This is a genomic window from Xanthomarina sp. (assembly GCF_035306705.1).
Classification (GTDB): domain Bacteria; phylum Bacteroidota; class Bacteroidia; order Flavobacteriales; family Flavobacteriaceae; genus Xanthomarina.
The window spans coordinates 1-26,148 of record NZ_DATGNO010000046.1 but is presented as its reverse complement, the minus strand read 5'-3'; the positions used below and the strand labels follow the sequence as shown (position 1 = coordinate 26,148).

At 33.5% G+C, this 26,148-nt stretch carries 26 protein-coding genes and 1 pseudogene; 15 read left to right on the top strand and 12 right to left on the bottom strand.

The features are described from left to right. Positions 1 to 112 precede the first annotated feature (112 nt). A complete protein-coding gene (locus VKY47_RS03600) occupies positions 113 to 652 on the top strand; it encodes an RNA methyltransferase (protein ID WP_324310430.1) in 540 nt (179 codons plus the stop codon). On the opposite strand, the gene folK is transcribed toward VKY47_RS03600, so the two are convergent. Next, complete coding sequence (folK, locus tag VKY47_RS03595) at positions 649 to 1,797, bottom strand: 2-amino-4-hydroxy-6-hydroxymethyldihydropteridine diphosphokinase (RefSeq protein ID WP_324310429.1); 1,149 nt, start codon at positions 1,795 to 1,797, stop codon at positions 649 to 651. The two genes, VKY47_RS03600 and folK, sit on opposite strands and share 4 nt — an antisense overlap. 304 nt (positions 1,798 to 2,101) lie before the next feature. Here folK and VKY47_RS03590 point away from each other — a divergent pair, with 304 nt between their 5' ends. From VKY47_RS03590 to VKY47_RS03575, 4 genes are all read left to right on the top strand, one after another. Further along, on the top strand, positions 2,102 to 4,795 hold the full coding sequence (locus VKY47_RS03590) for an AsmA-like C-terminal region-containing protein (RefSeq protein ID WP_324310427.1): 2,694 nt from the start codon (positions 2,102 to 2,104) through the stop codon (positions 4,793 to 4,795). 144 nt (positions 4,796 to 4,939) lie between these two features. Further along, positions 4,940 to 5,803 carry a sigma-70 family RNA polymerase sigma factor gene (locus VKY47_RS03585; RefSeq protein WP_324310425.1) on the top strand — a complete coding sequence of 288 codons (864 nt, stop codon included), beginning with the start codon at positions 4,940 to 4,942 and terminating at the stop codon, positions 5,801 to 5,803. Positions 5,804 to 5,845: 42 nt separating this feature from the next. Next, entirely contained in the window at positions 5,846 to 6,040 is a 195-nt protein-coding gene (gene rpsU / locus VKY47_RS03580) for a 30S ribosomal protein S21 (protein ID WP_324310423.1), read from the top strand. A gap of 6 nt (positions 6,041 to 6,046) precedes the next feature. Then, entirely contained in the window at positions 6,047 to 6,499 is a 453-nt protein-coding gene (locus VKY47_RS03575; RefSeq protein WP_324310421.1) for a GNAT family N-acetyltransferase, read from the top strand. On the opposite strand, the gene VKY47_RS03570 is transcribed toward VKY47_RS03575, so the two are convergent. After that, complete coding sequence (locus VKY47_RS03570) at positions 6,496 to 7,290, bottom strand: DUF2797 domain-containing protein (RefSeq protein ID WP_324310420.1); 795 nt, start codon at positions 7,288 to 7,290, stop codon at positions 6,496 to 6,498. The two genes, VKY47_RS03575 and VKY47_RS03570, sit on opposite strands and share 4 nt — an antisense overlap. 180 nt (positions 7,291 to 7,470) lie before the next feature. Between VKY47_RS03570 and VKY47_RS03565 the strand changes: the two genes are divergently transcribed. Next, entirely contained in the window at positions 7,471 to 8,985 is a 1,515-nt protein-coding gene (locus VKY47_RS03565; RefSeq protein ID WP_324310419.1) for a GH3 auxin-responsive promoter family protein, read from the top strand. Between the two features lie 585 nt (positions 8,986 to 9,570). Here the strand turns inward: VKY47_RS03565 and VKY47_RS03560 are convergent. Further along, a complete protein-coding gene (locus tag VKY47_RS03560; protein ID WP_324310417.1) occupies positions 9,571 to 10,443 on the bottom strand; it encodes a MerR family transcriptional regulator in 873 nt (290 codons plus the stop codon). A 150-nt stretch (positions 10,444 to 10,593) separates the two neighbouring features. Between VKY47_RS03560 and VKY47_RS03555 the strand changes: the two genes are divergently transcribed. From VKY47_RS03555 to VKY47_RS03535, 5 genes are all read left to right on the top strand, one after another. Beyond that, positions 10,594 to 12,012 carry a fasciclin domain-containing protein gene (locus VKY47_RS03555; RefSeq protein WP_324310415.1) on the top strand — a complete coding sequence of 473 codons (1,419 nt, stop codon included), beginning with the start codon at positions 10,594 to 10,596 and terminating at the stop codon, positions 12,010 to 12,012. 105 nt (positions 12,013 to 12,117) lie between these two features. Continuing rightward, a complete protein-coding gene (locus VKY47_RS03550) occupies positions 12,118 to 13,581 on the top strand; it encodes a phytoene desaturase family protein (protein WP_324310413.1) in 1,464 nt (487 codons plus the stop codon). Position 13,582: 1 nt separating this feature from the next. Beyond that, positions 13,583 to 14,419 carry a phytoene/squalene synthase family protein gene (locus VKY47_RS03545; RefSeq protein ID WP_324310412.1) on the top strand — a complete coding sequence of 279 codons (837 nt, stop codon included), beginning with the start codon at positions 13,583 to 13,585 and terminating at the stop codon, positions 14,417 to 14,419. Between the two features lie 23 nt (positions 14,420 to 14,442). After that, complete coding sequence (locus VKY47_RS03540) at positions 14,443 to 14,898, top strand: sterol desaturase family protein (protein WP_324310410.1); 456 nt, start codon at positions 14,443 to 14,445, stop codon at positions 14,896 to 14,898. 3 nt (positions 14,899 to 14,901) lie between these two features. Beyond that, positions 14,902 to 15,582 carry a lycopene cyclase domain-containing protein gene (locus VKY47_RS03535; RefSeq protein ID WP_324310408.1) on the top strand — a complete coding sequence of 227 codons (681 nt, stop codon included), beginning with the start codon at positions 14,902 to 14,904 and terminating at the stop codon, positions 15,580 to 15,582. A 57-nt stretch (positions 15,583 to 15,639) separates the two neighbouring features. Here the strand turns inward: VKY47_RS03535 and VKY47_RS03530 are convergent. From VKY47_RS03530 to VKY47_RS03490, 9 genes and pseudogenes are all read right to left on the bottom strand, one after another. Then, positions 15,640 to 15,892 (bottom strand): annotated as a pseudogene (locus tag VKY47_RS03530) (ATP-dependent Clp protease ATP-binding subunit ClpX); the annotation flags it as partial. Positions 15,893 to 16,014: 122 nt separating this feature from the next. After that, positions 16,015 to 16,359: a hypothetical protein gene (locus VKY47_RS03525; RefSeq protein ID WP_324310406.1), complete on the bottom strand. Its 345-nt coding sequence runs from the start codon at positions 16,357 to 16,359 to the stop codon at positions 16,015 to 16,017. A gap of 119 nt (positions 16,360 to 16,478) precedes the next feature. Beyond that, positions 16,479 to 17,066, bottom strand: a complete 588-nt coding sequence (locus tag VKY47_RS03520) for a Riean_0653 family protein (protein WP_473964600.1) — start codon at positions 17,064 to 17,066, stop codon at positions 16,479 to 16,481. A 267-nt stretch (positions 17,067 to 17,333) separates the two neighbouring features. Then, on the bottom strand, positions 17,334 to 18,566 hold the full coding sequence (gene clpX, locus VKY47_RS03515; RefSeq protein ID WP_324310402.1) for an ATP-dependent Clp protease ATP-binding subunit ClpX: 1,233 nt from the start codon (positions 18,564 to 18,566) through the stop codon (positions 17,334 to 17,336). A 62-nt stretch (positions 18,567 to 18,628) separates the two neighbouring features. Further along, positions 18,629 to 19,303: an ATP-dependent Clp endopeptidase proteolytic subunit ClpP gene (gene clpP / locus VKY47_RS03510; protein ID WP_324310400.1), complete on the bottom strand. Its 675-nt coding sequence runs from the start codon at positions 19,301 to 19,303 to the stop codon at positions 18,629 to 18,631. 131 nt (positions 19,304 to 19,434) lie between these two features. Further along, positions 19,435 to 20,763, bottom strand: coding sequence for a trigger factor (tig, locus tag VKY47_RS03505; protein WP_324310398.1), 1,329 nt, complete (start codon positions 20,761 to 20,763; stop codon positions 19,435 to 19,437). An 86-nt stretch (positions 20,764 to 20,849) separates the two neighbouring features. After that, positions 20,850 to 21,191 (bottom strand): phage holin family protein, encoded by a 342-nt coding sequence (locus tag VKY47_RS03500; RefSeq protein WP_324310397.1) that lies wholly within the window; start codon positions 21,189 to 21,191, stop codon positions 20,850 to 20,852. Positions 21,192 to 21,235: 44 nt separating this feature from the next. Beyond that, complete coding sequence (locus VKY47_RS03495; RefSeq protein WP_324310395.1) at positions 21,236 to 22,012, bottom strand: alpha/beta fold hydrolase; 777 nt, start codon at positions 22,010 to 22,012, stop codon at positions 21,236 to 21,238. A gap of 66 nt (positions 22,013 to 22,078) precedes the next feature. Next, on the bottom strand, positions 22,079 to 22,792 hold the full coding sequence (locus tag VKY47_RS03490; protein ID WP_324310393.1) for a pyridoxine 5'-phosphate synthase: 714 nt from the start codon (positions 22,790 to 22,792) through the stop codon (positions 22,079 to 22,081). A gap of 89 nt (positions 22,793 to 22,881) precedes the next feature. On the opposite strand from VKY47_RS03490, the gene VKY47_RS03485 reads away from it, so the two are divergent. The 4 genes from VKY47_RS03485 (at position 22,882) to VKY47_RS03470 (ending at position 26,097) form a co-directional block, all read left to right on the top strand. Next, entirely contained in the window at positions 22,882 to 23,541 is a 660-nt protein-coding gene (locus VKY47_RS03485) for a CBS domain-containing protein (protein WP_324310391.1), read from the top strand. Positions 23,542 to 23,684: 143 nt separating this feature from the next. Next, the gene (locus VKY47_RS03480; protein ID WP_324310390.1) at positions 23,685 to 24,569 is read left to right on the top strand and encodes an NAD kinase; all 885 of its coding nucleotides are present in this window, start codon (positions 23,685 to 23,687) and stop codon (positions 24,567 to 24,569) included. Between the two features lie 100 nt (positions 24,570 to 24,669). Next, entirely contained in the window at positions 24,670 to 25,356 is a 687-nt protein-coding gene (porG, locus tag VKY47_RS03475) for a type IX secretion system protein PorG (RefSeq protein ID WP_324310388.1), read from the top strand. Next, the gene (locus VKY47_RS03470; protein ID WP_324310386.1) at positions 25,357 to 26,097 is read left to right on the top strand and encodes an isoprenyl transferase; all 741 of its coding nucleotides are present in this window, start codon (positions 25,357 to 25,359) and stop codon (positions 26,095 to 26,097) included. Positions 26,098 to 26,148 lie beyond the last annotated feature (51 nt).

The following is a 26,148-nucleotide window of genomic DNA, read 5'->3' as shown; positions in this document are numbered from 1 at the left end:
ATTCACGAATGTATTTGAAAAATTTTATTAAAAGCTATCCGTGAATACCCAGTTAAAAAATAAAGTATTTTCCACTTAATAAAAAAGGCTTCCGTTTTCACGAAAGATACATATGCGCAAATTAAAAAACAGCGAATTAGACAGATTAAGTATTGAAGATTTCAAGGAAGTTGAAAAAACACCCTTAATTATTATACTTGATAATATTAGAAGCTTAAACAATATTGGCTCCGTTTTTAGAACGAGCGATGCTTTTTTAATTGAAAAAATCTACCTCTGTGGCATTACGGCAACGCCTCCACATAAAGACATTCATAAAACAGCTCTGGGAAGCACCGAAACCGTAGCTTGGGAATATGTTGAAAACACTTTGGATTTAGTGGAAGCCCTAAAAAAAGAAAACATTAAAATTATTGCGGTCGAACAAGCTGAAAACGCCACGATGCTCAACAACTTTGCGCCTCAAGCAAAAACCAAATATGCCCTTGTTTTTGGAAATGAAGTAAAAGGCGTGGCCCAAAATATTGTTAGCAATAGCGATGTGGTTTTGGAAATCCCTCAATTTGGGACCAAGCATTCCTTAAATATCTCGGTAAGTGTAGGCGTGGTTATTTGGGACCTGTTTTCGAAATTATCGGTTTTAAAAAGCTAGAACTTATCTGGATTTTTCTCTTTACATATTTCGCTTAAAATCCACAAATAATCTTCTCGGTTTTCTACAAAATCCCGATCTGAAATGTCTATAATTTTCACATTCAATTCGGATTGATTTTTTAAAAACTCCAAATAACCAGTATTTATTTTATCCAAATAGTCGTTGGCAATATTTTGTTCGTAATCCCGTCCTCTTTTTTTAATGTTTTCCTGCAAACGTTCTGTGTTTTGATACAAATACACATATAAGTCTGGTTTTGCAATGTCTTTATACATTAAATAAAACAATTTTCTATAGAGTTTAAACTCGTCCTCGGGCAAAGTTATCTTCGAAAATATCAAGGACTTATAAATATCGTAATCGCTAATAATAAAATCCTTAAACAAATCGAGTTGCGATAAATCGTCACTAATTTGTTGATATCTATCTGCTAAAAATGACATTTCCAAGGTAAAGGCATACCGTTTGGCATCTTCATAGAATTTAGGCAAAAACGGATTTTCCGCAAAACGCTCTAAAATTAGTTTTGCATTAAAATCTTTAGAAATTATAGTTGCTAAACTCGTTTTTCCTGCGCCAATATTTCCTTCAATAGCTATGTAGTTAAAATTTGAAAACTGGAACTGTTTACTTGGGTTTTTCAACCAGATATTAATGGATTCTATCTCGCTTGTATCTTCGCATTCGTTCAATAAATCGGCTATAGATTTATGGAGCTTTGGATGGTGTATTTTAGGCGCAATCTCCAACAAAGGTTTTAATACAAATTTTCGCTTATGAAGCTCTGGATGCGGTACCTGAAGAATTTCTGTATTGATTATATCTTCATCCACAAACAAGATATCCAAATCGATGGTTCTGGATTGATAGCCTAGTTGCTCACCTCTAATTCTTCCCAAAGACGTTTCAATAGCTAGCAATTGCTGCATAACTTTTTCTGGAGAGACTTCTGTTTCCAAAATAACACAGCAATTCAAAAAATCGTCACCTTCAAAACCAATAGCAGGTGTATTATACACTTTAGAGATGATGTTTATTTTTCCTATTTTTTTAAAAATAAGATTAATGGCATCCTGCAGATGTTTTAATCTGTCGCCTTTATTGCTGCCTAAAGAAATATAAATTTTTTGTCGTGTATCCATTGAAAAAACAAATTAACTAAAAGAAAGTTTAATAGTTTATCTTTGTGGCACCTATTTATTCACAATTTACTATGAGCTTAAAGAAAATTTGCGAGAGAACGATGCTACTTATTTTTTATCGCCTTAATTCCTTTTCAGATACATCTTTACTTTATTTAGGAAATTTTCACTTAAAAATCGTTTCAGCTTAAAAGCAAATGAAGAATTAAGTTTGCTATATTATTAAAGTTTTATTAAACTTTTGGAAAATAGCAACTTTGCACTTATTATATACGTATATACTTACACAAACTTATTACATCACATGAAAAAAATTTTAAAGATTACTGGAATCACTTTGCTCGTTTTAGTGTTACTATTATTGGCCATTCCTTTTGTATTTCAATCTAAAATAAAAGAGATTGTAAAACGAACTATTAACGAAAACTTAAATGCACATGTAGAATTTAGCGATGTTAGCTTAAGTTTTATAAGAAGTTTTCCTCAAGCTCAAGTAAATGTTTCCGATTTAGTAATAACAAATTTCGAACCTTTTAAAGATGAAACCTTAGCTACTGCTAAATCTATTTCTTTAAGCATGTCCATTAAGGAGTTGTTTAAAAAAGAAAACGAAGGTCCCATAGTGATAAATGAAATAAATTTAAATGAAGCGCTTATTAGTCTTAAAACCAATAAACGAGGTCAAACCAATTACGACATAACCAAAGAAAAAGAAGAAAAACCGAACAATATGGACGATGCTTCAACCGGTTTTACTTTAGATATTAAGGATTATGCCATAGATAATAGTGCGCTTACTTATATGGACGAAAGTTCCAATATGACATTTTACATCACCGAATTAAACCATTCTGGAAAAGGAACATTTTCTGGAGATGTGTCGGAATTGGACACAAAAACAAGTGCTAGAGTGAGTTTTAAAATTGATAGCACAGAATACCTAAGCAATAACGAAATTAAATTAGATGCGTTAATTGGTTTGGATTTAACCAACGACAAATACACTTTTAAAGAAAACAAAGCCTACATCAATCAATTGCCATTAGAATTTCAAGGTTATGTTCAAATGCTTGAAGAAGGCCAAGAAATAGATATTACTTTTGAAAATCCAGGTTCAGATTTCAAAGACTTTTTAGCAGTTATCCCGAAAGCCTATTCTAAAGAATTGGATAAGGTAGAAACTTCAGGGAATTTTAAAATCAAAGGAATTATTAAAGGGAAATTAACCGAAGAAACCATTCCCACTTTAGACATCAATATGGTTTCCAATAACGCGTCGTTTAAATATCCTGAGTTACCAAAACGTGTGGATGATATTTCTATAAATGCTTCTGTAAAAAACACAACGGGACTTATGGATGACACCTATGTGGACTTACAAACTTTGAATTTTAAAATTGACCAAGATGTTTTTAAATCTTCGGCAGTTATTAGAAATCTCACAAAAAACATGACAGTAAATGCCCATGTCGATGGCGTTTTAAACTTGGCAAACTTAAGCCAGGCTTATCCTATAGATATAGATAGTGGATTGTCGGGAATTTTAATGGCAAAACTAAATACGAGTTTTGATATGGAGGCTATAGAAAGCAATGCCTATGAACGTATTAAAAGTGATGGAACCTTAAATATTAAAGGCTTTAAATATGCTTCAGAAGATTTGGTAAATCCTATAGAAATCTCGGAAGCTGCCATTGCGTTTAATCCTGGAATTGTTAGGCTAACTACTTTTAATGCCTCTACTGGAAAAAGTGATATTAAAGCCACTGGAACTTTACATAATTTACTTGGCTTTATGTTCAGCAATAAAAAGTTGGAAGGTGATTTTAATGTGAACTCCAATGCGTTTTATGTAAGCGACTTCATGACTGAAGATACCACAGAAGATTCAAAAAACAAAACAGCAAGTGCTACTGAGGCTTTCAAAATACCAGCTTTCTTGGATTGTAAAATCCAAGCAGATGCCAAAACCGTTTATTATGATAATTTAACTCTAAAAGACGTTAAAGGAAATCTGTACATAAAAGATGAAAAAGCTGTTTTAAGAGATATGAGTTCCAATATTTTTAATGGAAAACTATTAATGGATGGTTATGTAGATACGGCATCAAAAACTCCAACTTTTGTAATGAATCTGGATATGAGCCAATTTGATATTGCACAATCATTTAATGGCATGGAACTGCTTCAAAGCCTAGCTCCTATTGCCAGCGCACTTCAAGGAAAGTTAAATAGCACCATTGCACTTTCTGGTAATTTAGGAAATGATTTTACCCCAGATTTAAACAGCATAAACGGAACCGCTTTTGCCGAACTTCAAACCACAGAAATCAAGCCAAAAAACGAAGCCTTAATGAACGCTTTAAGCGGCGCCTTAAGTTTTGTGGATTTTAGCAAATTGGATTTAAAAGATCTAAAAACCAACTTAACTTTTGAAAATGGCATGGTGAATATTAAGCCTTTCGACTTACATTATAAAGACATAACAATAAATATTGACGGCTCTCATAGTTTTACAAATAACATGAATTACAGTGCTGTTTTTCAGGTTCCAGCAAAATACTTGGGCAGCGACATTAATAGATTGATAGGAAAAATTGACGACAAAGCCGTGAACAATATTTCCATTCCTGTAACAGCAAACATTACAGGAACCTTTAACAACCCTAATGTTAAAACCGACTTAACAAGTGGCATTACCAGTTTAACCACACAATTAATTGAAATTGAAAAACAGAAATTAATAAATAAGGGTAAGGATCAACTTATAGACTTAATTGGTGGCCTGACTAACAATCAAACACCTAGCAAACCAAAAGATTCGACAGACACAACGAAACCAACCACGAGCCCAATAAAAAACGTCTTGGATGATATTATTAAGGGAGGCAGCACCAAGCCAAAAGATTCCACAAATACTACCAAACCAAAATCTATTAAGGATCTATTTAATTATCCAAAAACCGATAAAACCAAAAAAACAGATACCATTCAATAAAGTTCTTCCAAATCATAATAATTTGTTAAACTTTACTGATTATCAATGACTTAGATGCTTGATTTGAAAAAGAAACTGGCATTTGTTTGGATTTGTCAACAAAAAGGTTAGATTGATAGATTAACACTTTATAAAACAATCTGAATGAGGCAATTAAAAATTACAAAGCAAGTTACAAATAGAGAGTCTAAATCCTTAGACAAATATTTGCAAGACATTAGTAAAATTCCTTTAATTACGGCGGATGAAGAGGTAGAATTAGCACAGCGTATTCGAGAAGGGGACCAACTTGCTTTAGATAAGTTAACCACTTCCAACCTAAGATTTGTGGTTTCTGTAGCGAAACAATACCAAAATCAAGGGTTGACATTGCCAGATTTAATAAACGAAGGAAATGCGGGTTTGGTAAAAGCTGCCAAACGTTTTGATGAAACCAGAGGTTTTAAATTTATTTCCTATGCTGTTTGGTGGATTAGACAAGCTATCTTACAGGCTTTGGCCGAGCAATCTAGAATTGTGCGCTTACCATTAAACAAAATTGGTTCTATTAACAAAATCAATAAAGCCTATTCATATTTAGAGCAAGCCCATCAACGCGCACCAAGCCCTGAAGAAATTGCAAACGAATTAGAAATGACCATTAGTGACGTGAAGCAGTCTTTAAAAATTTCTGGCCGACACTTATCCATGGATGCACCTTTAAAAGAGGGTGAAGATTCTAATTTATATGATGTAGTTTCATATGGCGAATCGCCTAATCCAGATCAAGACCTAATGAGTGCTTCGTTAAACTTGGAAGTAAATCGTGCCTTAGATACGTTATCTCAAAGAGAAGCAGATGTGGTAAGATTGTACTACGGAATTAACAACGAACAACCTATGAGTCTTGAGGAGATTGGAGAAACTTTTGGATTAACCAGAGAGCGCGTCAGACAGATAAAAGAAAAAGGAATTAGAAGGCTTAGACATACGTCCAAAAACAAAATACTAAGGACTTATTTAGGATAGCCTTAAATAAACATTTATCTTTAACCCTACTAAAATAAGCAGATGATAAGAATTGAAATAAAAGACGGAGAAAAGATTGATAGAGCTCTAAAACGTTACAAAAAGAAACATCGTAATGTAAAAATCATGCAGAATATTAGAGAAAATCAGTTCTTTACAAAACCCTCAGTAAAGAAGAGAAGACAACTACAAAAAGCTGCATATATTCAAAATTTAAGAGACCAAGAAGATATCTAAAATTGTATGCTTTCATTTAAAGTATATAACTATAAATCAAAACCTTCAGAAGAAGAGAAACAAAACATTGTAAATTTTTTACATACGCACTTACAGGAATTTAGCGATACCAAAGAAGCTATCACTAAATGTTTGGATTATGCCGTAAGAAATACTGTTTCTTCTTTTGGAGGTTTTGTTTTGGTTTTAAAAGAACAAAATCTTGTTCAAGGCATTACCATTATCAATAAAACCGGAATGACCGATTATATTCCTGAAAATATTCTGGTTTATATTGCTGTGCATGAAAATGCCAGAGGAAAAGGCATTGGCAAAAAACTTGTTCAGGAAGCCATTTCCTTAGCGGAAGGCGATATCGCCCTTCATGTTGAACCCAACAATCCAGCTATAAAACTCTACGAAAAACTAGGGTTTACCAATAAATATTTGGAAATGCGCCTTAAAAAAAACTCCCTTTAGGCTATAGAAATAGCCACGACATACCCTTCATTACTACGAACATTAAAAACGGTATCGTCTTCAAAAATAAGATACTGCCCTTTTATTCCCACTAATTTTCCAGTATAATTTGGCGTTTTATCTAAATTTAGACTTTTAGGTTTTGTTGGATAATGCAACACAGGAAAGTGAATATTTGTTTCAGAATTAGAAGCAATATAATATTCTTTGGCTTCGTCTGGAATGTATTGTTTTAACTTTTCTCTCCAAGTCACCAAATCTTCATCTGCAATATCATTTTTCAACATGGTTCTCCAATTGGTTTTATCGGCTACGTGTTCTTTTAAAGCAACTTCGGTAATTCCTGCTAAATATCTGTTTGGCACTTCAACAATCTCTATAGCTTCATGCGCACCTTGATCAATCCAACGTGTTGGCACCTGACTTTTTCTGGTAACTCCAACCTTGACATTACTGGAATTGGCCAAATACACAATATGTGGTTGTAATTGCACGCGTTTTTCATATTCCAAATCCCGATCCTCCTTGTCCAAATGTGCTGTACTTAACTCTGGTTTCATAATCCAGTCGGCTGCCTGGGGAATATCGAAAAAACAGCTCTTACAAAACCCTTGTCTAAAAATTGTTTTATTCAACCCACAATTTAAACATTCATATCCTACAAATTTGATGTTAATGGTCTTCTCCAACAACTGATTCATATGAATAAAATCCGTTTCAAATAAAAGATAATATTGAATGGGATCGGAAAGCTCCGTAGTCATTTTTCTTAAAACACCTTGGTAAGTCATTTGTTTAAAATTTTATACTTGTCTGTATTATTATCTATTAATTCTTTGAATTCGAGAACCTTCGATTGTATGATTTTGAAGCAACACCTAAAGCATTTCTTGGGAAACGTCTAATTGCTAAATTTTGGCACACATTTCAAAAAAAAAAGATTATTTTTATTCTTTAAATATAACGCAAATATGTCAATTCCTATAGTAAATTCTATTGCTTCCTGGTTTTTAAAAAAACGATTTCATCAAATAGATTTGTTTTTAAAATACCCAAATGAAGTACAACAGGAATTGCTTTTACAACTTACCAATAAAGCAAAAGACACGGAAATAGGGAAACAATATGGTTTTGAATCCATTAAGGATTATAAAACATTTGTTGAACGTGTTCCTATTTCAACTTATGAAGAATACCAAAACAACATTGAACGCTCTCGCTTAGGAGAAAATAATATTTTCTGGCCACAGCCTATTAAATGGTTTGCAAAATCGAGCGGAACAACAAATGCTAAAAGTAAGTTTATTCCTGTTAGTGAAGACTCGTTAGAAGATTGCCACTATGCTGCCAGTAAAGATTTGCTTTGCATGTATTTAAACAACAATGAGAATTCGCAATTATTCACCGGAAAAAGTTTACGCCTTGGTGGCAGCAAAGAGCTTTACAGGGAAAATGGAACCTCTTTTGGCGATCTTTCGGCTATATTAATAGACAACATGCCTTTTTGGGCCGAATATAGCAGCACGCCAAGCAGCAAAGTTTCCTTAATGAGCAATTGGGAAGAAAAAATGCAGGCGATTGTAGACGAAACCATTCAGGAAAATGTGACTAGTTTGGCTGGTGTTCCATCATGGATGTTGGTTTTATTAAATAATGTTTTAGAGACTACCGGAAAGAATAATTTATTTGATGTTTGGCCCAACCTAGAAGTCTATTTTCATGGAGGCGTGAGTTTTCTGCCTTATAAAGAACAATACAAAAACATTTTACCCAAAAAAGATTTCAGATATTATGAAATTTACAATGCTTCGGAAGGATTTTTCGCCATTCAAGATCAGAATAATTCAAGCGAATTACTGCTTATGTTGGATTATGGAATTTTCTACGAATTTATTCCTATGGACAGCTATGGTACAAAAAACGAAAAAGTCATTCCATTAAGTGAAGTGGAAATCGATAAAAATTACGCGGTAATCATTACCACAAATGCGGGGCTTTGGCGTTATAAAATTGGGGATACCGTTAGATTTACTTCTATAGATCCTTATAGGATTAAAGTTTCTGGAAGAACCAAACACCATTTGAATGCGTTTGGCGAAGAACTCATTATAGAAAATGCCGAAGATGCTTTAAAAAAGGTATGCAAAAGAACCAAAGCGGAAATTGTTGATTATACAGCTGCTCCTATTTTTATGCAAGGCAAAGAAAAAGGTGCGCACGAATGGCTGATAGAATTTAAAACCCCTCCAGCAGACATCGACTATTTTAACGAATTGTTTGACAACGCTTTAAAAGCCTTAAATTCCGATTACGAAGCTAAGCGATACAACAATATGACCCTTAATAAACCAACCATACATATAGCTAGAGAACGCTTGTTTTACGATTGGTTAAAACAAAATAACAAACTTGGCGGACAGCATAAGGTTCCGAGACTTTCTAACTCTCGAGATTATTTGGACGCTTTATTGGAGTTAAACAAATAGCCTGCCTTTTATCGAAAAAGAAAGTAAAAAGAATACGTACATCGATTTTTTTTTGATTTTTATCTAAAAATAGAAGTAGTCATTTTTTTCTTACAATATAAATGTTAGTTTTACTCTGCTATTAATTATAAACGATATCATTTGTCTGGTGTTTATAACTACCAAGTAAATGCCAGATAGGTGTCGTTATTCAAAAGCAATATTCCTTACAGTATTTAGGCGTATTTAAAAATGTAGTGTCAAATTATTAATTAACATCCATACACCCTAAACAAAAAACCACTCGAGTTGAGTGGTTTTTTGTTTTTGTGATAAACTTAACAGCCTATTCTATCAATATCTTTTTAGTTGTTTTATTCTCAAATTCTGTAAAATTGAAAGGTTAAATATTATTTTTAGTGTTTAATTAATAGACTTGTTTTGTTACAGCAAAACGCGTCTTATTTTTTATTGTGTAAATAAAGTATCGAATCTACCATCACGAATTTGTATGGTTTCGCCAGTATACAGTTTTTCCATAATTTTTGAAGAAAACTGTTATAAATGGCAGTTTTTGAAACTAATTTTAAATTGTATTTGGAGACATTAAGCTAAAAGTTTCAGCTCTTTTATTAAATCGTCTGGATGCGACAAATAAGTTATTCGTTTATCATCCATAAAGTCTTGTATAATTTCTGAGCTACCTGACACCAACAAAGGCACATCTGTTTGCTTAAAAATAGCATCTATTTTCAACGGAATAGACTCCTGGGTTGGTGTAATAAACATGGACAACATAATTTTAGGTTTTACAACAGCAATTACTTGTTTAATATTTCCAATTGGCACATTCTGTCCCAAATAATATACTTTCCACCCCATGTCTCTAGCCAGATAATAAGCAAGCAACAAGCCTATTTCGTGATGTTCATTTTCAGTTAAAAACATTAAAATTACAGGCGCATCTTTTTCAGGATTAGGTAAGGCATCAATGGCAGCAAACATTTTCTTCTTAATTAAATTGGAAACAAAATGCTCTTGGGCTGGCATGACTTTATTTATTCCCCAAAGGACACCCACTTGATTTAAAAATGGATAAATAAGTTGCGCTGTTGTTTCAAATAAGCCTTTACTTTTAATATGAGCATTAAGAACCTCATCAAAAGTAACTTCATCCATTTCGAGTGTACTAATTATTAAGGCTCCGATTTCGTCTTCTGTTGAACTATCCAATAAGCTTTTGGAAATTTGCTCATGGATTTCTTCATCAGACATTTTATCAATCTTGGAAATCCGATAGCCCTTTCTGGTAAGTATCCCAATATTCATCAATTTTTTTAATTGTGTATCTGAATAGTATCTAATATTGGTATCTGTTCTTTCAGGTTCCAAAAAATTATATCTGGTCTCCCACTTACGCAAGGTATGAGCTTTAATGCCAGTTAAGGCTACTATTTGCGCCATTGAATATGTACTCATGTCTAATGTTTTACTGAGCAAAGTTAAACAAAAATTAAGCAAGAGCAGAAAAAACAATTATATTTTTGTCTAACTTTTTATAAAATAAGCTTGACAAATAAAAATATTTATATATATTTGTCTAAGATTTAATTAAAACTATTAGACAAAATGAAAACAAAAATCTTTTACCTCGTATTATTTAGCCTCTCATTAGTTATAACTTCATGTAGTAATGATGATGATAGTGCCGTACCTCAACCTCAAGAACAAAATATTGTGGAGATAGCTTTAGGAACTCCGGAATTGAGTTCTTTAGTAGCAGCTCTTTCCAGAGCAGACGGAAATTTAGTAAACGTATTAAGTGGAACTGGACCATTTACAGTACTTGCTCCAACTAATGACGCTTTTACTGCGTTTCTATCAGCAAATGGCTTTAGTTCTTTAGAGCAAGTTCCTACCGATGTGTTATCGCAAATTCTTTTAAACCATGTTATTATGGCCGATGTTAAGGCTGGCGATTTAACCTCTGCAGGTTCTGGATATGCTTCAGGAAGCGCTACCGGAGCAGGAGGACAAAAAATTAGTATCTATTTCAATACATCAAATGGTGTAAGATTTAATGATGCTGGTTCTGTTATAACTGCAGATGTAAATGCTTCTAATGGCACCATTCATATAATTGATGGTGTTTTAGGATTACCAGATGTGGTAGATCACGCTTTAGCAAATCCTTCTTTTACAAGTTTAGTAGCAGCCTTAGGAGCAGCAGATGGAAATTTAGTAAATGTACTTAAAGGTGATGGACCATTTACAGTTTTAGCACCAGACAATAATGCCTTTGCCGCATTTTTAGACGGAACACCTCTAGGAAATGTAGATACTGGAGCATTGTCTCAAATATTATTAAACCATGTTATTGTTGGTTCAGCAGTGGTTTCTAGCACTTTAATAGATGCTGGTTCTGGCTATACAAACACAGGAGCAATTGGAGCTGGTGGAAACGCTATGAGTTTGTACTTCAATACAAGCAATGGAGTTAAATTCAATGGAATTTCGACAGTTGCCAAAGCAGACGTTGTTGGAACAAACGGAATTATCCATGCTGTAGATGCGGTAATTGGCATTCCTACAGTTGTTACGTTTGCAACGGCAGATCCTAATTTCTCAACTTTAGTTTCAGCATTGACAACCTTAACTCCTGCAACCGATTTCGCAGCGATTTTATCACGTACTGAAGGAGGTAATGCCGATGGTATAAATCCAGATTTCACTGTTTTTGCACCAACAAACGACGCCTTCGCCGATTTAGGATCTGTACCTGCTGAAGCCGTGTTGACACAAGTATTATTATACCATGTTATTGCTGGAGCCAATGTAACTTCTGGAGATTTAAATAATCCTGGCAACACCACTGCAGCTACTTTACAAGGTACTAATATAACTATTACTCTACCTGGAACTAACGGCAACATTGCTAATGTTACTGACGGTTCTGGCGCTACAGATATTGGAATTATAGCCGTAGATGTGCAAGCTGGAAATGGCGTGATTCACGTGATTAACAAAGTGATGATCCCAGGTTTATAAAATTAGATTGTTGGTTAAAATTTCTTTGAAAAAGAATAGGTTTTAGTTAGTTAGTAGCAAGCCGGCAACTCCTTTGGTTGTCGGTTTGCTTTTTAAAAAACACAAATGAAAACAAAAAAAATCGTAATAATTGGTTCTGGATTCTCATCCCTTTCTGCTTCTTGCTACTTAGCTAGTCAAGGATATGATGTAACCGTTTTAGAAAAAAACAAAACTGTTGGAGGACGCGCTAGGCAATTAAAAAGAGATGGATTTACTTTCGATATTGGCCCTACATTCTATTGGATGCCTGATGTTTTCGAACGATTTTTTAAAGACTTTAATACATCGGCATCCAACTATTACACTTTAAACAAGCTTAATCCAGCGTATCAGATTTATTTTGGACCCAAAGAATCAGTATCGATATCAGATAATTTTAAGGATATTAAAGACACTTTCGAAAGCATTGAAAAAGGCAGTGGTAAAAAGCTTCAGAAATTTATAGATAAAGCTCATATAAACTACAACATTGCTATTAAAGATTTGGTTTATAAACCTGGAGAACATGTTTTTGAAATTATAAACCATAAAACTTTTCTAAAACTTTACGAATTTATTTTAACCATAAAAAATCAAGTGTCAGGTTATGTTAAAAACGAAAAGCTTCAAAAAATATTAGAATTTCCCGTGCTGTTTCTTGGAGCAAAACCAAGCAACACACCTTCTTTTTATAATTTCATGAATTATGCCGATTTCAAATTGGGCACCTGGCATCCAGAAGGTGGTATGTATGAAGTTGTAAAAGCCATGACCACGTTAGCCCAAAGTTGGGGTGTAAATATTAAGTCTGAAAATGAAGTTGAAAGTATAGAAATAAAAAACAAGAAAGTTACAGGAGTTTGCACAAATACCGGTTACTTTCCATGTGATATCTTATTGAGTGGTGCAGATTACCACCATACAGAAACTTTATTACCTCAAGAATTAAGACAATATTCTGAAGCCTATTGGGACAAAAAAGTATTTGCTCCTTCCGCTCTCTTGTTTTATGTGGGATTTGATAAAAAACTTGAAAACGTTTCCCATCACACCTTATTTTTTGACACCGATTTTGAGGCTCATGCAAAAACCATTTACGATACCAAAGAATGGGCCGAAAAACCATTATTTTATGCAAGTTTTCCAAGTATAACAGATGCTTCCACTGCTCCAGAAGGAAAGGAAGCTGCCATTTTTTTAATCCCGATTGCACCAGATGTGGAAGACACTCCAGAAATTAGAGAACATTATTTTAAGCAGCTTATTGATCGGGTTGAAGGTATAACAGGAACATCCATAAAAGACCACATTCTATTCCAAGAATCTTATTGCGTAAATAATTTTAAAGACGACTATCATTCCTATAAAGGCAATGCGTATGGCTTAGCAAACACACTCACGCAAACTCATGTGCTAAGACCAAAACTTAAAAGCAAAAAAGTGAGCAATCTCTATTTCTGTGGACAACTTACCGTTCCAGGTCCTGGAGTTCCTCCTTCCTTAATTTCCGGAAAAATTGTGAGTGAACTAATTTCAAAATACCATTAAAATGAAACAGTTATTTGACTCCTCCAGCCTCAAGTGCAGTAAAATTGTTACCAACGCGTATAGCACATCTTTTTCATTAGGCATTAAATTATTTGCGCCTTCTGTAAGACCACATATTTATGCTATTTACGGATTTGTGCGTTATGCAGACGAAATTGTAGATTCTTTTGAAGGATACAACCAACAAGACTTATTTAATGATTTTGTTGAAGATTATAAAAAAGCCCTAGAAAGAAAGATTAGTCTAAACCCTATAATAAATGCCTTTCAAGAAGTGGTTCATAAATACCAATTACATCGTTATGCAGACGATTTTTTAAAACGTATGGAAGCCGATTTATATGTGTCAGATTATACCACAAAAGAAGCTTACGAAAACTATATCTATGGCTCGGCAGATGTTGTGGGCTTGATGTGTTTACGTGTATTTGTAAACAATGATGAAACTAAATTCAACGAACTAAAAGAATCGGCAAAACATTTGGGTTCTGCTTTTCAAAAAGTAAATTTTCTACGAGACATTAAAGATGATGTAGAACACTTGGGCCGATCGTATTTTCCAAATTTATCTCTTAATGCCCTAAACAATCTTAGTAAAAAAGAGATTATTGAAGATATAGACAAAGATATGGAAGCTGCTTATAAAGGCATCATTCAATTGCCATTAGAAAGCAAATTAGGAGTATATATTGCCTATAGATATTATTTAAAATTACTGAAAAAATTACGAATAGCAGATTCAGAAAAAATTCTAAGTGGACGGATTAGAATCTCAAACTCTTTAAAGGTTTTTATTCTTACCAAGTCGTATTTACGATATAAGTTGAACTTTCTTTAATCTATAAATCAATAATTGTTATTATGAGCATTCTATTATATATTTTTATAACCCTTGGCACTTTTTCCTTAATGGAATTAGTTACCTGGCTCACGCACAAATATGTGATGCATGGATTTTTGTGGGTTTTACACGAAGATCATCATCAACCTAAATACCCACATGTATTTGAAAAGAACGATGCTTTCTTTATCATTTTTGCTATTCCAAGTATCTTGTTGTTTTATTTTGGAACCATCCCAAAACTAAACTTTATGTTTTTTATTGGGCTGGGAATTTTCTTCTACGGACTTACCTATTTTTTAATTCACGATGTCTTGATACATCAACGTTTTAAGTGGTTTAAAAACACAAAAAATAAATTTCTATTAGGTTTACGTAAAGCGCATAAAGTACACCATAAGCATTTGGACAAACAAGAAGGAGAGTGTTTTGGAATGCTGTTTGTTCCAAATAAATACCACAAACAATATAAATAACATATGGAAACTTACACTTATTTATTGGTTAATTTAGCTTGTTTATCCATTCCTTTTATAGCTAGTTTTTATCCGAAACATGCTTTCTATAAGGATTGGAAACCATTTTTTAAAGCCAATATTATTGTCACTTTATTATTTGTGATTTGGGATTCCATATTTACTGAAATTGGCATTTGGGGTTTTAACGACACTTATTTAACTGGTATTAATATCATCAATTTACCGTTGGAGGAAGTCCTGTTTTTTATCTGTATTCCTTATGCCTGTGTGTTTAGCTATTTTGCATTTCAGTATTTTTTTAAAACGAATCTATTACAGAAATTGCAAGCGATCATATCTTATGTGCTTATTTCTATTCTTTTAATTGCAGCCATTTTTAATTACGACAAATTATATACTACAGTTACTTTTTTTGCTACCAGTTTATATTTGATTTTTCTAGTTTATAAAAAGGTGGATTTATCCTTGCATTACCTAAGCTATTTTTTTGTAATGCCTTTCTTTATTTTAAGTAATGGCGTGTTAACAGGGAGTTTTTTGGTGGAACCTATTGTTTGGTACAACGATTCTGAAAACTTAGGTCTTAGAATAAGTAATATTCCAATTGAAGATTCTGTTTATGGCTTGCTCATGATCTTTATGAATATAGAATTCTATAATTACTTTAAACAAAAAGCATAAAAAAGCCATTAGCTAGAGATTTGCAAATGGTTTCATTATTATAAAAATATCATCTATTTAAGAAACAGCTTTTAATTTTTTAATAGTTGTTTTAGTCAGCTTTTCTTCAGCATACGCTTTAGTTTACTCTAATTTCTTTATCGTCTGTCCCAGGCATCTCAAACCTAGCATCTGTTAAGATCTCTTCGCATAAAGAACAAAGTCCTCGAGCACCAAGCTTGTATTCTACAGCTTTTTCTACTATAAAATTTAAAGCGTCATCTGTAATACTAAAGTCTATTTCGTCCATAGCAAATAGCTTTTTTTCTTGATAGGGGTTTTGCCAAACACCGTTTATATATTTATCTGAAAACTGATTATTGCTTTAATTTAATTTTGAAGGGTAGGCATTATCAGCAAACTTACTGTATTTAAAGTATGCGCCACTTAAAGTTATAGTGCCTTGGTTTCGTTGTATTTACCAACGGTGGCATATTCTTCAGGTGTTATAAAACCTGTATTGACTTGCCTAACCCGACTCATTAATAAAGTTTTATAAATATCAGAAAGTGTTTGCGAGCCAACATGGATACTATCTGTAAGTGCGCCATTAAACGCTTGTAGATTAGTAAACTCCATACCAAAATCGAGTAAAACACCATGTGGTACTTTGTTTTTATCTAAATTTTGATAAACTTGTAACGTTTTGGTTTTAAACTGGGTATTGTTTACCTGTTGTGCATATATTGAACTTGTAAAAATAAGTGCAATTAAAAAATTGTAGTATAAAAATTTCATATTTTTGTTTCGTTAATTATTAATTATTTGGCGATAGTTATGTTAACTGTGAAGGGTTGCTATCTAATAGTAATCCTTCTTTTTTTAGAATTTATATGGTCATCTATGTTTGTTTTAAGTTAATAATTCCAGTCAAAACGACCTTCTCTAATTTTAACCACCTCTCCAGCTTCATTGATGGCATCAAACCAAAATATGCCAGAAATAATAGAGTTTGACAAGTCGTTTCTTGTTATGGTTAGTTCTCCTGTTTGTGTAGTATTTGTACTAAACTTGTTAGATAATTTTAGGTAATATTCTGCTCCTCCTCCTAAAATGGGAGTATATCCTTGATTTAAAATATATGTTTGGTCCTGTTCTAGTTCAGTTGCAGTAGTAAAGATATTTACTGTTTCTATACCTCCATTTCTTAAGTCAGAAAAAGCCATAGTAAAGTAAAATTCATCATCAACAAATTGATAAAAGCAATTTACAGGTGCATTTATGCCCTCTTTGTGTGGCAAAAACACTTTTCCATTAACTAGGCATCCTACGGTATTGGCTCCAGTTTGTGTCTCTGGTGGCAGGCTTTGGCTACTGTTGTTATCGTCATCATTACTGCAACTACCTAATGTTAACGACATGAAAAATAACAAGGCTATTTTTCTTAAATTAGGCTTTCTTGATTTTTTTTGACCGAACAAACTTATGTTGTCTTTTTTATGCATATTTTTTTATAGCCTGAATTAATAATTATAAACCTACATAAAAAAGCAAAGTATTATATACGTAGTACTACGCTATTTTCTCGCTTTTCAATGAAATGCATAGTTGCTGTTACGGTTTTTCCGTACTTTTTATAAATTCTGCTTAAAAACGAACCATCAAACTGGAAAAAATTCTGTTTAAGATAAATTTCACTTTCCACCAAAAACAAAAAAGTCATTCGTAAACAATACAAATGACCTTTTTAATTATAATAAAATTTTATTTAATTAAGAAACAGCTTTCAGTTTCTTAATAGTTGTTTTAGTTAATTTCTCTTCAGCATATGCTTTAGTTACTCTAATGGTCTTTTCATCGGTACTAGGCATCTCGAACATGGCATCGGTTAAGATTTCTTCACAAAGTGAACGTAACCCACGAGCTCCAAGTTTGTATTCTATAGCTTTACCCACAATAAAATCCAAAGCGCCATCAGTAATACTAAAGTCAATTTCGTCCATAGCAAACAATTTTTTGTATTGTTTAATGATGGCGTTTTTAGGCTCTGTTAAAATAGCTCTTAAGGTTTCGGCATCTAACGGATCCATGTAAGTTAATACAGGAAGACGACCGATAATTTCTGGAATCAGACCAAAATCCTTTAAATCCTTTGGAATAATATATTGCAATAAGTTACTGTGGTCGATACGTTCTTCCGACATGGAAGCGGCATAACCAACAGCCTGCATGTTCAGACGTTTAGAGATAACCTTATCAATACCATCGAAAGCTCCTCCTGCAATAAAAAGAATGTTTTCGGTATCTACTTCAATAAATTTTTGATCTGGATGTTTACGTCCCCCTTTTGGTGGAACATTTACAATGGTTCCTTCCAGCAATTTCAATAAAGCTTGTTGCACACCTTCACCCGACACATCGCGAGTAATGGAAGGATTGTCGCTTTTACGGGCAATTTTATCGATTTCGTCAATAAATACAATCCCTTTTTCAGCTTTATCCAATTGGTAATCGGCTGCTTGTAACAAACGGGTTAAAATACTTTCCACATCTTCACCTACATAACCAGCTTCGGTTAAAACTGTGGCATCCACAATAGCTAAAGGCACATTCAGCATTTTAGCAATGGTTTTTGCCATGAGGGTTTTACCTGTTCCAGTTTGTCCAACCATGATAATATTTGATTTTTGAATTTCAATATCATCATCACTTGGAGGTTGCAATAGTCGTTTGTAATGGTTGTAAACAGCCACAGACATTACTTTCTTAGTACTATCTTGACCAATAATGTATTCGTCAAGAAAGTCCTTAATTTGTTGTGGTTTTCGCAACATAAGCTCTGCAGAAAGCTCGTTTTTATCGCCTTGTTTAGATTCTTCTAAAACAATGCCATGAGCTTGCTCGATACATCTATCGCAAATATGCGCATCCAATCCTGCTATTAATAAATTTGTTTCTGGCTTTTTCCTACCACAAAACGAACATTCTAAATCTTCCTTTGCCATCTTTCAGTTATGAGTTAAGAGTTATGAGTTAAAAAAATCACTCCAACAATTCATCATTTAAATTATCCACGTACTAAAATCTCATCGATCATTCCGTAGTCTTTAGCTTTATCGGATTTCATCCAATAATCTCTATCACTATCTGCATATACTTTGTCGTAATCCTGACCAGAATGCTTACTGATTATTTTATAAAGCTCTTCTTTTAGGGTTAAAATTTCCCTAGCTGTAATTTCTATATCACTCGCTTGTCCTTGAGCTCCACCTAAAGGTTGGTGGATCATTACACGAGAGTGGGTTAAACCACTACGTTTTCCTTTTGCTCCTGCACACAATAAAACAGCCCCCATAGAAGCAGCCATTCCTGTACAGATAGTAGCTACGTCTGGTTTAATAAACTGCATGGTATCGTAAATACCCAAGCCCGCATAAACACCTCCACCTGGAGAGTTGATATATATTTGAATGTCCTTAGCAGAATCTGTACTCTCTAAAAACAATAATTGTGCTTGAATAATATTGGCCACTTGGTCGTTAATAGCCGTGCCCAAAAATATGATACGATCCATCATTAAACGTGAAAACACGTCGAAGATCGCTATATTCATTTGGCGCTCCTCAATAATGTTTGGTGTTAAACTAGATGGGTACATATGGCTGATAATTTTATCATAATATGTACTGCTTATTCCTTGGTCTTTTATAGCGAATTTTTCAAATTCATTTGCGTAATTCATAGGTCTTATTTTGTCTATTAAAAGTGAATTAAAAAGGCGTTAAAAATACAATTTTAACGCCTAAATATAAGGATTATTTAGTTAAATAAATACTAATCTATCGACAGAAGTCGGAAGCATTCATTTAAAAATTACTTATCGCCGTAAACTTCTTTTACAAAAGCTTCGTAAGTAAGTTCTTTAATTTTAAGATTGGCTTTTTCTTTATAAACCTCTAATAATTTTTGACTGATAATTTGCTCTGAAATTCTACGGGCTTCATCTTGGTTAGACAATACACGTGCAGCAATATCTTCCAATTCTTTATCTGAAGGGTTTAATTGACCAAACTGTGCCATTTGAGCTTTAATCATTTGTTTGGCGTGACCTTTAATATCATCTAAAGTTACCTGGATCTTATGGTCTGTAATTAATTTTCCTTCAATTAATTGGTAACGCAAGCTTTTTTCAGATTTCTCGTATTCGTCCTTCGCTTGATCTTCAGTTAACTGATTTTCACCAGCTGTCTGCATCCATTTCGTCAAGAATTCTGATGGTAAATCGAATTTGGTGTTTTCAACAAGATGCTCGGTAACATCGTTTAACAACTTCTGTTCTGCTTGCTGTTTGAATTGCTTTTCAGCATCTTCTTTAATTTTATCTTTTAATTCTGTAACCGATTTTACCACATCTTTACCAAATAATTTATCGAATAAATCCTGGTCTAAATCTGCTAATTCGCGTTCGTTAATTTCTGTTACAGTAAAAGTTACTTCTATGTCTAAATCGTGAATCTCGTCGTGACCTAATTTTAAGGCATGCATCAATTCGTGATCGTCGCTATAAAGTCCTTTCGTTTTTAAGGTAATAACATCTCCAACTTTAGCGCCAATAAACTTCTTTTCGGTAGCTTTTGCTTTAAACTTATCCAAAGTTAAAGTCACTGAATTTTCAATTTCTTTTTCCTCGTTAGTGTAAATTCCACTAACCTCACTGTCTTTCGTGATTTCGGTTTGCGGCTTTAATTTTCCGTATTGTTTTTGGATGTTATCAATCTGCTCATTAATCATCTCATCTCCAGCAACAATATGGTATTGAGTAATGGTTTTTTTGCTTTTTAAATCTACTTCAAATTCTGGAGCAAGACCAAGTTCGAATTCAAACGATAATTTATCTGAGTCCCAATCTAAGTCGTCTTGTGGTTTTGGGATTGGATGTCCAAGAACATCTAACTTTTCTTCGGTTAAATACTTATTTAAAGCTTCTTGTAATAATTTGTTTACCTCATCAACCAATACAGCTTTCCCGTATTGCTTTTTAACCATTCCCATAGGCACATGACCTTTTCTAAAACCTGGAATGTTAGCTGTTTTCCTGTAGTCGGCTAAGATTTTATCAACCTTCTCGCTATAATCGTCTTTTGCGATATCTACTCTTACTACAGCATTTAATGCATCGATGTTTTCTCTTGTAATATTCATTGTATATTGACATAAAAATTGGGTTGCAAAAATACATATTTTTTACAACCCAACAAAGTTTTTAACGTATTGTATGTCAGTCTATTTTAATCTCCTTTCAACACAGAAAACAAGATGGACTGAAGAACCGATAATAACAAGCTAAATAACAGGGCAATCCAGAAGCCATCTACTGAAAAACCAGTAATAAAACTATTTGCTATTAAAATGATTAAAGCATTAATAACCAATAAAAACAAACCTAAGGTTACCACCGTTATTGGCAAGGTTAAGATTACCAAAATAGGCTTGACAAAAATATTGAGCAGGCCCAGCACAACGGCTACAATTATGGCAGCGCCAAAACCGGAGACATCAACTCCTGGCAAGATGTAAGCTAACAAAACAACCGCTACTGCTGTTAATAAGATGCGAATAATTAAGTTCATAAATTTTATTTTAGTTAGATTTAAAGATAGGAAACCGGCTTTTACTAACCTAAAAATTTCATGACTTCGTTGTAAAATGCTTTTGGGTTCTCGGCATGCATCCAATGCCCAGACTTTGGTATGGTTACAATTGTAGAATTTGGAAAATGGTTTTTAATCAGGGCTTCGTCTTGTGCTCCTATATATTCCGATCGATCTCCACGTAAAAAAAGCGTCTCTCCTTGATATTGTTCATGCATGGGAAGTGCTTCGCCAATTTCTTCAATATTATTTTTTAGACTTTCCAAATTAATTCTTAGTGCCAGGTTTTTACTTTTTGTCCAATAGAGGTTTTTTAACAGAAATTGACGAATTCCTAAATTTGAAATATATTTTGCCAATTGATCGTCTGCTTCTCCTCTACTTTTCAACACATCAAAATCCAGACTGCTTAACCCATTCAAAATAAGCTCGTGATGTACTGGATAATATCTTGGGGAAATATCGGCAACCATTAGTTTTGAAACTAGTTCGGGATAGGTAGCAGCAAAAAGCATGGCCACCTTTCCTCCCATGGAGTGTCCAAGTAAAACTATGTTTTTTAAGTTATGGGTTTGACAATAGGTTTTTAAATCTTCAACGAGCAATTCATAATTAAAATCATCGCTATGAAAACTTCTTCCATGGTTACGCTGATCCAATAAATGCATTTCGTAGTTTTTCTTGCTAAACTTGGTGCCAAGGGTTTTCCAATTATCGCCCATGCCTAAAAAGCCATGAAGAATAACAAAGGGATGTCCTTCACCTATAATATTTGAATGTAATTTTTCTGTTTTCGCCATAGTCTGTCCTTATTTTCTAAAAATTTATAAATATTTCTAATGTTTCTGCAGATAAAGACCAGATGTTTATTTTAGTCTCTGTAAATACATTTGAATGACATTCTCAATCCCTAAATACAAACTTTCTGAAATTAGGGCATGTCCAATAGATACTTCCAATAATTCTGGAACATGTTGTTTAAAATACGCAATATTATCTAAAGACAAATCGTGCCCAGCATTAACGCCCAAACCTATAGAATTTGCCAATTCGGCGCAAGCTGTATATGGCTTAATAGCCAATTTGTTTCCCAAACCAAATTCATGTGCAAAAGCTTCGGTATAAAGCTCAATTCTATCGGTTCCAGTAGCTTTGGCCCCTTCTATTTGTTTTAAATCCGGATCGACAAAAATAGCTGTTCTAATGCCATGGTCTTTAAACTCCTTAATAACCTCTATTAAAAAGTTTTTGTGTTTAATGGTATCCCAGCCAGCATTACTGGTAATGGCATCTTCGGCATCGGGCACTAAGGTTACTTGGGTTGGTTTTAATTCTAAAACCATGTTAATAAATCTATCAACAGGATTACCTTCAATATTATATTCCGTGTAGACTTCCGACTTTAAATCGTAGGCATCTTGATATCTAATATGTCTTTCATCTGGTCTAGGATGAATGGTGACCCCTTGTGCTCCAACACGTTGAACATCTTTAGCAAATTGTACCACATTTGGAAAATCGCCTCCTCTAGAGTTTCTTAGAGTAGCAATCTTATTGATATTAACACTTAATTTTGTCATTTTTTCGCTTTTAATCCTACAAAAATACGAAGTCAATCAAGGTTATTGTAGTAATTTTTGATTAATTTGCAGTAACTTTAATAGAAACAATGAATCTTTCAGATTATATAATAAACGATATTAATCCTCTTGACAAAGATGACAAGGTTGGAGACATCCAACTTTTGTTTAATCAGTTAACTTATTCACATATTCCTATTAAAAACAATGACAATATTTATTTAGGCTGCATGTCTGAAACCGATGCACATTGTTTTGACAGCAAAAAAAATCTCTCTGAATATAGTCATGCTATTGAAGGTTTTTTTGTGAGAGACACAAGCGTTTGGCTAGATGTGCTGGAAGCTTTTGCGCAAAATTCCACTAATATTATGCCTGTTTTAAACGAACAAAACACCTATTTGGGTTATTACGAACTAAACGATGTTATTGGTCTTTTCAATGAAACGCCTTTCTTTGCCGAAGCTGGAAGCATTTTAATTGTAGAAAAAGGGCTGTTGGACTACTCTTTTAGCGAGCTTAGCCAAATAGTAGAATCCAATAACGGAAAATTACTTGGTGCTTTTATATCGAAAATGGATAGTGATTTGGTTCAAATTACCTTAAAAATTGGCAACACGGGAATAAACGACATCATGCAAACATTTAGACGATACAGCTACAAGGTTATTTCTGGACACGAAGAAGACAGTTATATGGAAAACCTAAAGGAACGTTCAGACTATCTAAAAAAATATTTGGATATTTAAGCTTAAAAAAGTTCAAATAAAGAATTGGTTTAAATGGATTTTCGTAAATCACTCTACTTAATAGAACATTCATAAAAGTTTTTTTGGAATTTATTTTAAATTTACTTTTAAATTATCAATAGTTAATTTTAAAAATATTACCTGTGAAAATCGCAATTTTCGGACAATTCTATCATAAAAATGCTGAAGAAGCTGTAGAGATACTTTTAGATCATCTTTACGAAAAAAATACAAATGTTTATATTGAAGAGCAGTTTTACAAGACTATAAACCTTCAGCTTACAAATCACAAAAACTATAATGTTTTTAAAACCTTCCATCACCTAGATAAAAGTTTCGATTTATTGATAAGTATTGGCGGCGATGGAACCATGCTAAGAAGCGCCACTTTAGTGAAAGATTTAGATATTCCAATAGTTGGTATAAATACAGGCAGACTTGGGTTTTTGGCTACCATACAAAATGAGCACATAATAACTGCCATAGACGATATTTTATGTGGGAATTATAAAATTTCCGAACGCAGCTTGCTTACTATAAAAACAGATCCTGAACAAGACGACTTTCACGATTTAAATTTTGCTTTAAACGAAATAGCCGTAAGCAGAAAAAACACCACCTCCATGATTACCGTGGAAACAAGACTAAATGGCGAATACCTAACATCTTATTGGAGCGATGGATTAATAATTGCCACTCCAACTGGTTCTACAGGATATTCTTTAAGTTGCGGTGGCCCTGTTATAACTCCAGATACCAATAGTTTTGTTTTAACTCCTATTGCTCCCCATAATTTAAGCGCCAGACCTCTAATTATTCCAGATTCTACCGAAATACAAATAAAAGTAAGCGGCCGTGAAGATAATTATTTAATATCCTTGGATTCTAGAATTGCTACCATTAGCAACAACACGGTTGTGACCATAAAAAAAGCGCCATTTAAAATAAAAATGATCGAATTACTACAAGAAAGCTTTATAGATACCCTTAGGAAAAAACTACTTTGGGGTGAAGATCGACGCAATTAGACAATAATTTTTAAGAAAAGCTGTTTTAATCCTAATACTATTCCATTCAAATTGTTATAGGGAAATCTTATTTATTATATTTGCAAACTTTTGAACATTTATGAGGTATTTAACCACTATATTTTTTTTCATACTAACTATTCAATTAAGCCAATCTCAAACCCATGAAATCGGGGTTTTTCTTGGCGGAAGTAATTTTATAGGCGATGTTGGTGCAACAGATTATATTGCTCCAAACCAACTAGCCATTGGTGGAATTTATAAATGGAATAGAAGTTCCAGACACTCCTTTAGAGCGTCGTTAATGTACACCGATTTGGAAATGAACGATTTAAAATCGGATGACCCTAGGCGTCAAGAAAGAGGCTATAAACTTAACAATAGCATTGTAGAAGCCTCAGTAGGCCTAGAATTTACATTTTTCGATTTTAATTTACACGATGGCAAAAACAAAGCCACACCATACCTTTATTCGGGCATAACTGTTGCATATCACGACAATTACTTTTTTCCAAATGGACAACTAACATCAGAAAACACATCAAGTTTTGCTTACGGTATTCCTATGGTTTTTGGGGTGAAAGCCAAGTTTATGGAGAGTTTTGTTCTAGCGGCCGAGATTGGAGCTAGATACACATTTAGCGATGAGATTGATGGAAGTGCTCCCGATTACGACAACGACGCCTCGACGGCATTTGGAAATAAAAACAATAACGACTGGTACATGTTTACTGGGCTTACGTTAACTTATACCTTTGGTAGAAAACCTTGCTACTGTGTTTTTTAAATGGACTTAAAATCGCAAATAAATACCAGTAAACTCCCTAAACATCTAGCTATTATAATGGATGGCAACGGTCGATGGGCAAAACAAAAAGGCATGCTACGTGCTTTTGGTCATGAAAATGGCTCCAAAGCCGTAAGAAAAGTTGTTGAAGCTTCTGCCGAACTAGGTATAGAAAACCTAACACTTTACGCCTTTTCCACAGAAAACTGGAACAGGCCAAAATTAGAGGTGCAAACCCTTATGAAGCTCTTGGTGTCCTCTTTAAAAAAGGAAATAAAAACGCTTCAAGACAACGATATCAGGCTTATGGCCATTGGAAATTTAGATGAGCTCCCTAAAAAAGCATTTAAAGAACTTAGCGAGGTAATAGACAAGACCAAAGACAATCATCGGATGATTTTAACTTTGGCTTTAAGTTATGGTTCGAGGGAAGAATTAATAAATACCATAAAAAAAATAAGCATTAAAGTTAAAAATAATATAATTTCGCCCGAAAATATTGATGAATCGGTTATTAATAAGCATCTTTACACGCAAAATTTACATGACGTGGATTTGCTTATTCGAACAAGCGGAGAACAACGAATAAGCAACTTCCTATTATGGCAAATTGCTTATGCTGAATTGTATTTTACAAATGTACTTTGGCCAGATTTTACAAAGGAACATTTATATGAAGCAATTATTGAATATCAAAAAAGAGAACGACGGTTTGGGAAAACAAGTGAACAAATTAACTAATAAAGTACTATTGAAAACATACTTACTATTCATTTTTACATTGCTATTTGT

Excerpts from the sequence above, each read along its gene's own strand:
- VKY47_RS03545 (WP_324310412.1), top strand. The coding sequence starts at position 13,583 with ATGAAACAGTTATTTGACTCCTCCAGCCTCAAGTGCAGTAAAATTGTT.
- VKY47_RS03550 (WP_324310413.1), top strand. The coding sequence starts at position 12,118 with ATGAAAACAAAAAAAATCGTAATAATTGGTTCTGGATTCTCATCCCTT.
- VKY47_RS03535 (WP_324310408.1), top strand. The coding sequence starts at position 14,902 with ATGGAAACTTACACTTATTTATTGGTTAATTTAGCTTGTTTATCCATT.
- VKY47_RS03555 (WP_324310415.1), top strand. The coding sequence starts at position 10,594 with ATGAAAACAAAAATCTTTTACCTCGTATTATTTAGCCTCTCATTAGTT.
- clpX (WP_324310402.1), bottom strand. The coding sequence starts at position 18,566 with ATGGCAAAGGAAGATTTAGAATGTTCGTTTTGTGGTAGGAAAAAGCCA.
- VKY47_RS03520 (WP_473964600.1), bottom strand. The coding sequence starts at position 17,066 with ATGCATAAAAAAGACAACATAAGTTTGTTCGGTCAAAAAAAATCAAGA.
- VKY47_RS03585 (WP_324310425.1), top strand. The coding sequence starts at position 4,940 with ATGAGGCAATTAAAAATTACAAAGCAAGTTACAAATAGAGAGTCTAAA.
- VKY47_RS03565 (WP_324310419.1), top strand. The coding sequence starts at position 7,471 with ATGTCAATTCCTATAGTAAATTCTATTGCTTCCTGGTTTTTAAAAAAA.
- VKY47_RS03490 (WP_324310393.1), bottom strand. The coding sequence starts at position 22,792 with ATGACAAAATTAAGTGTTAATATCAATAAGATTGCTACTCTAAGAAAC.
- porG (WP_324310388.1), top strand. The coding sequence starts at position 24,670 with ATGAGGTATTTAACCACTATATTTTTTTTCATACTAACTATTCAATTA.
- VKY47_RS03470 (WP_324310386.1), top strand. The coding sequence starts at position 25,357 with ATGGACTTAAAATCGCAAATAAATACCAGTAAACTCCCTAAACATCTA.
- VKY47_RS03525 (WP_324310406.1), bottom strand. The coding sequence starts at position 16,359 with ATGAAATTTTTATACTACAATTTTTTAATTGCACTTATTTTTACAAGT.
- VKY47_RS03570 (WP_324310420.1), bottom strand. The coding sequence starts at position 7,290 with ATGACTTACCAAGGTGTTTTAAGAAAAATGACTACGGAGCTTTCCGAT.
- rpsU (WP_324310423.1), top strand. The coding sequence starts at position 5,846 with ATGATAAGAATTGAAATAAAAGACGGAGAAAAGATTGATAGAGCTCTA.
- folK (WP_324310429.1), bottom strand. The coding sequence starts at position 1,797 with ATGGATACACGACAAAAAATTTATATTTCTTTAGGCAGCAATAAAGGC.
- tig (WP_324310398.1), bottom strand. The coding sequence starts at position 20,763 with ATGAATATTACAAGAGAAAACATCGATGCATTAAATGCTGTAGTAAGA.
- VKY47_RS03575 (WP_324310421.1), top strand. The coding sequence starts at position 6,047 with ATGCTTTCATTTAAAGTATATAACTATAAATCAAAACCTTCAGAAGAA.
- clpP (WP_324310400.1), bottom strand. The coding sequence starts at position 19,303 with ATGAATTACGCAAATGAATTTGAAAAATTCGCTATAAAAGACCAAGGA.
- VKY47_RS03485 (WP_324310391.1), top strand. The coding sequence starts at position 22,882 with ATGAATCTTTCAGATTATATAATAAACGATATTAATCCTCTTGACAAA.
- VKY47_RS03500 (WP_324310397.1), bottom strand. The coding sequence starts at position 21,191 with ATGAACTTAATTATTCGCATCTTATTAACAGCAGTAGCGGTTGTTTTG.
- VKY47_RS03560 (WP_324310417.1), bottom strand. The coding sequence starts at position 10,443 with ATGAGTACATATTCAATGGCGCAAATAGTAGCCTTAACTGGCATTAAA.
- VKY47_RS03540 (WP_324310410.1), top strand. The coding sequence starts at position 14,443 with ATGAGCATTCTATTATATATTTTTATAACCCTTGGCACTTTTTCCTTA.
- VKY47_RS03495 (WP_324310395.1), bottom strand. The coding sequence starts at position 22,012 with ATGGCGAAAACAGAAAAATTACATTCAAATATTATAGGTGAAGGACAT.
- VKY47_RS03590 (WP_324310427.1), top strand. The coding sequence starts at position 2,102 with ATGAAAAAAATTTTAAAGATTACTGGAATCACTTTGCTCGTTTTAGTG.
- VKY47_RS03600 (WP_324310430.1), top strand. The coding sequence starts at position 113 with ATGCGCAAATTAAAAAACAGCGAATTAGACAGATTAAGTATTGAAGAT.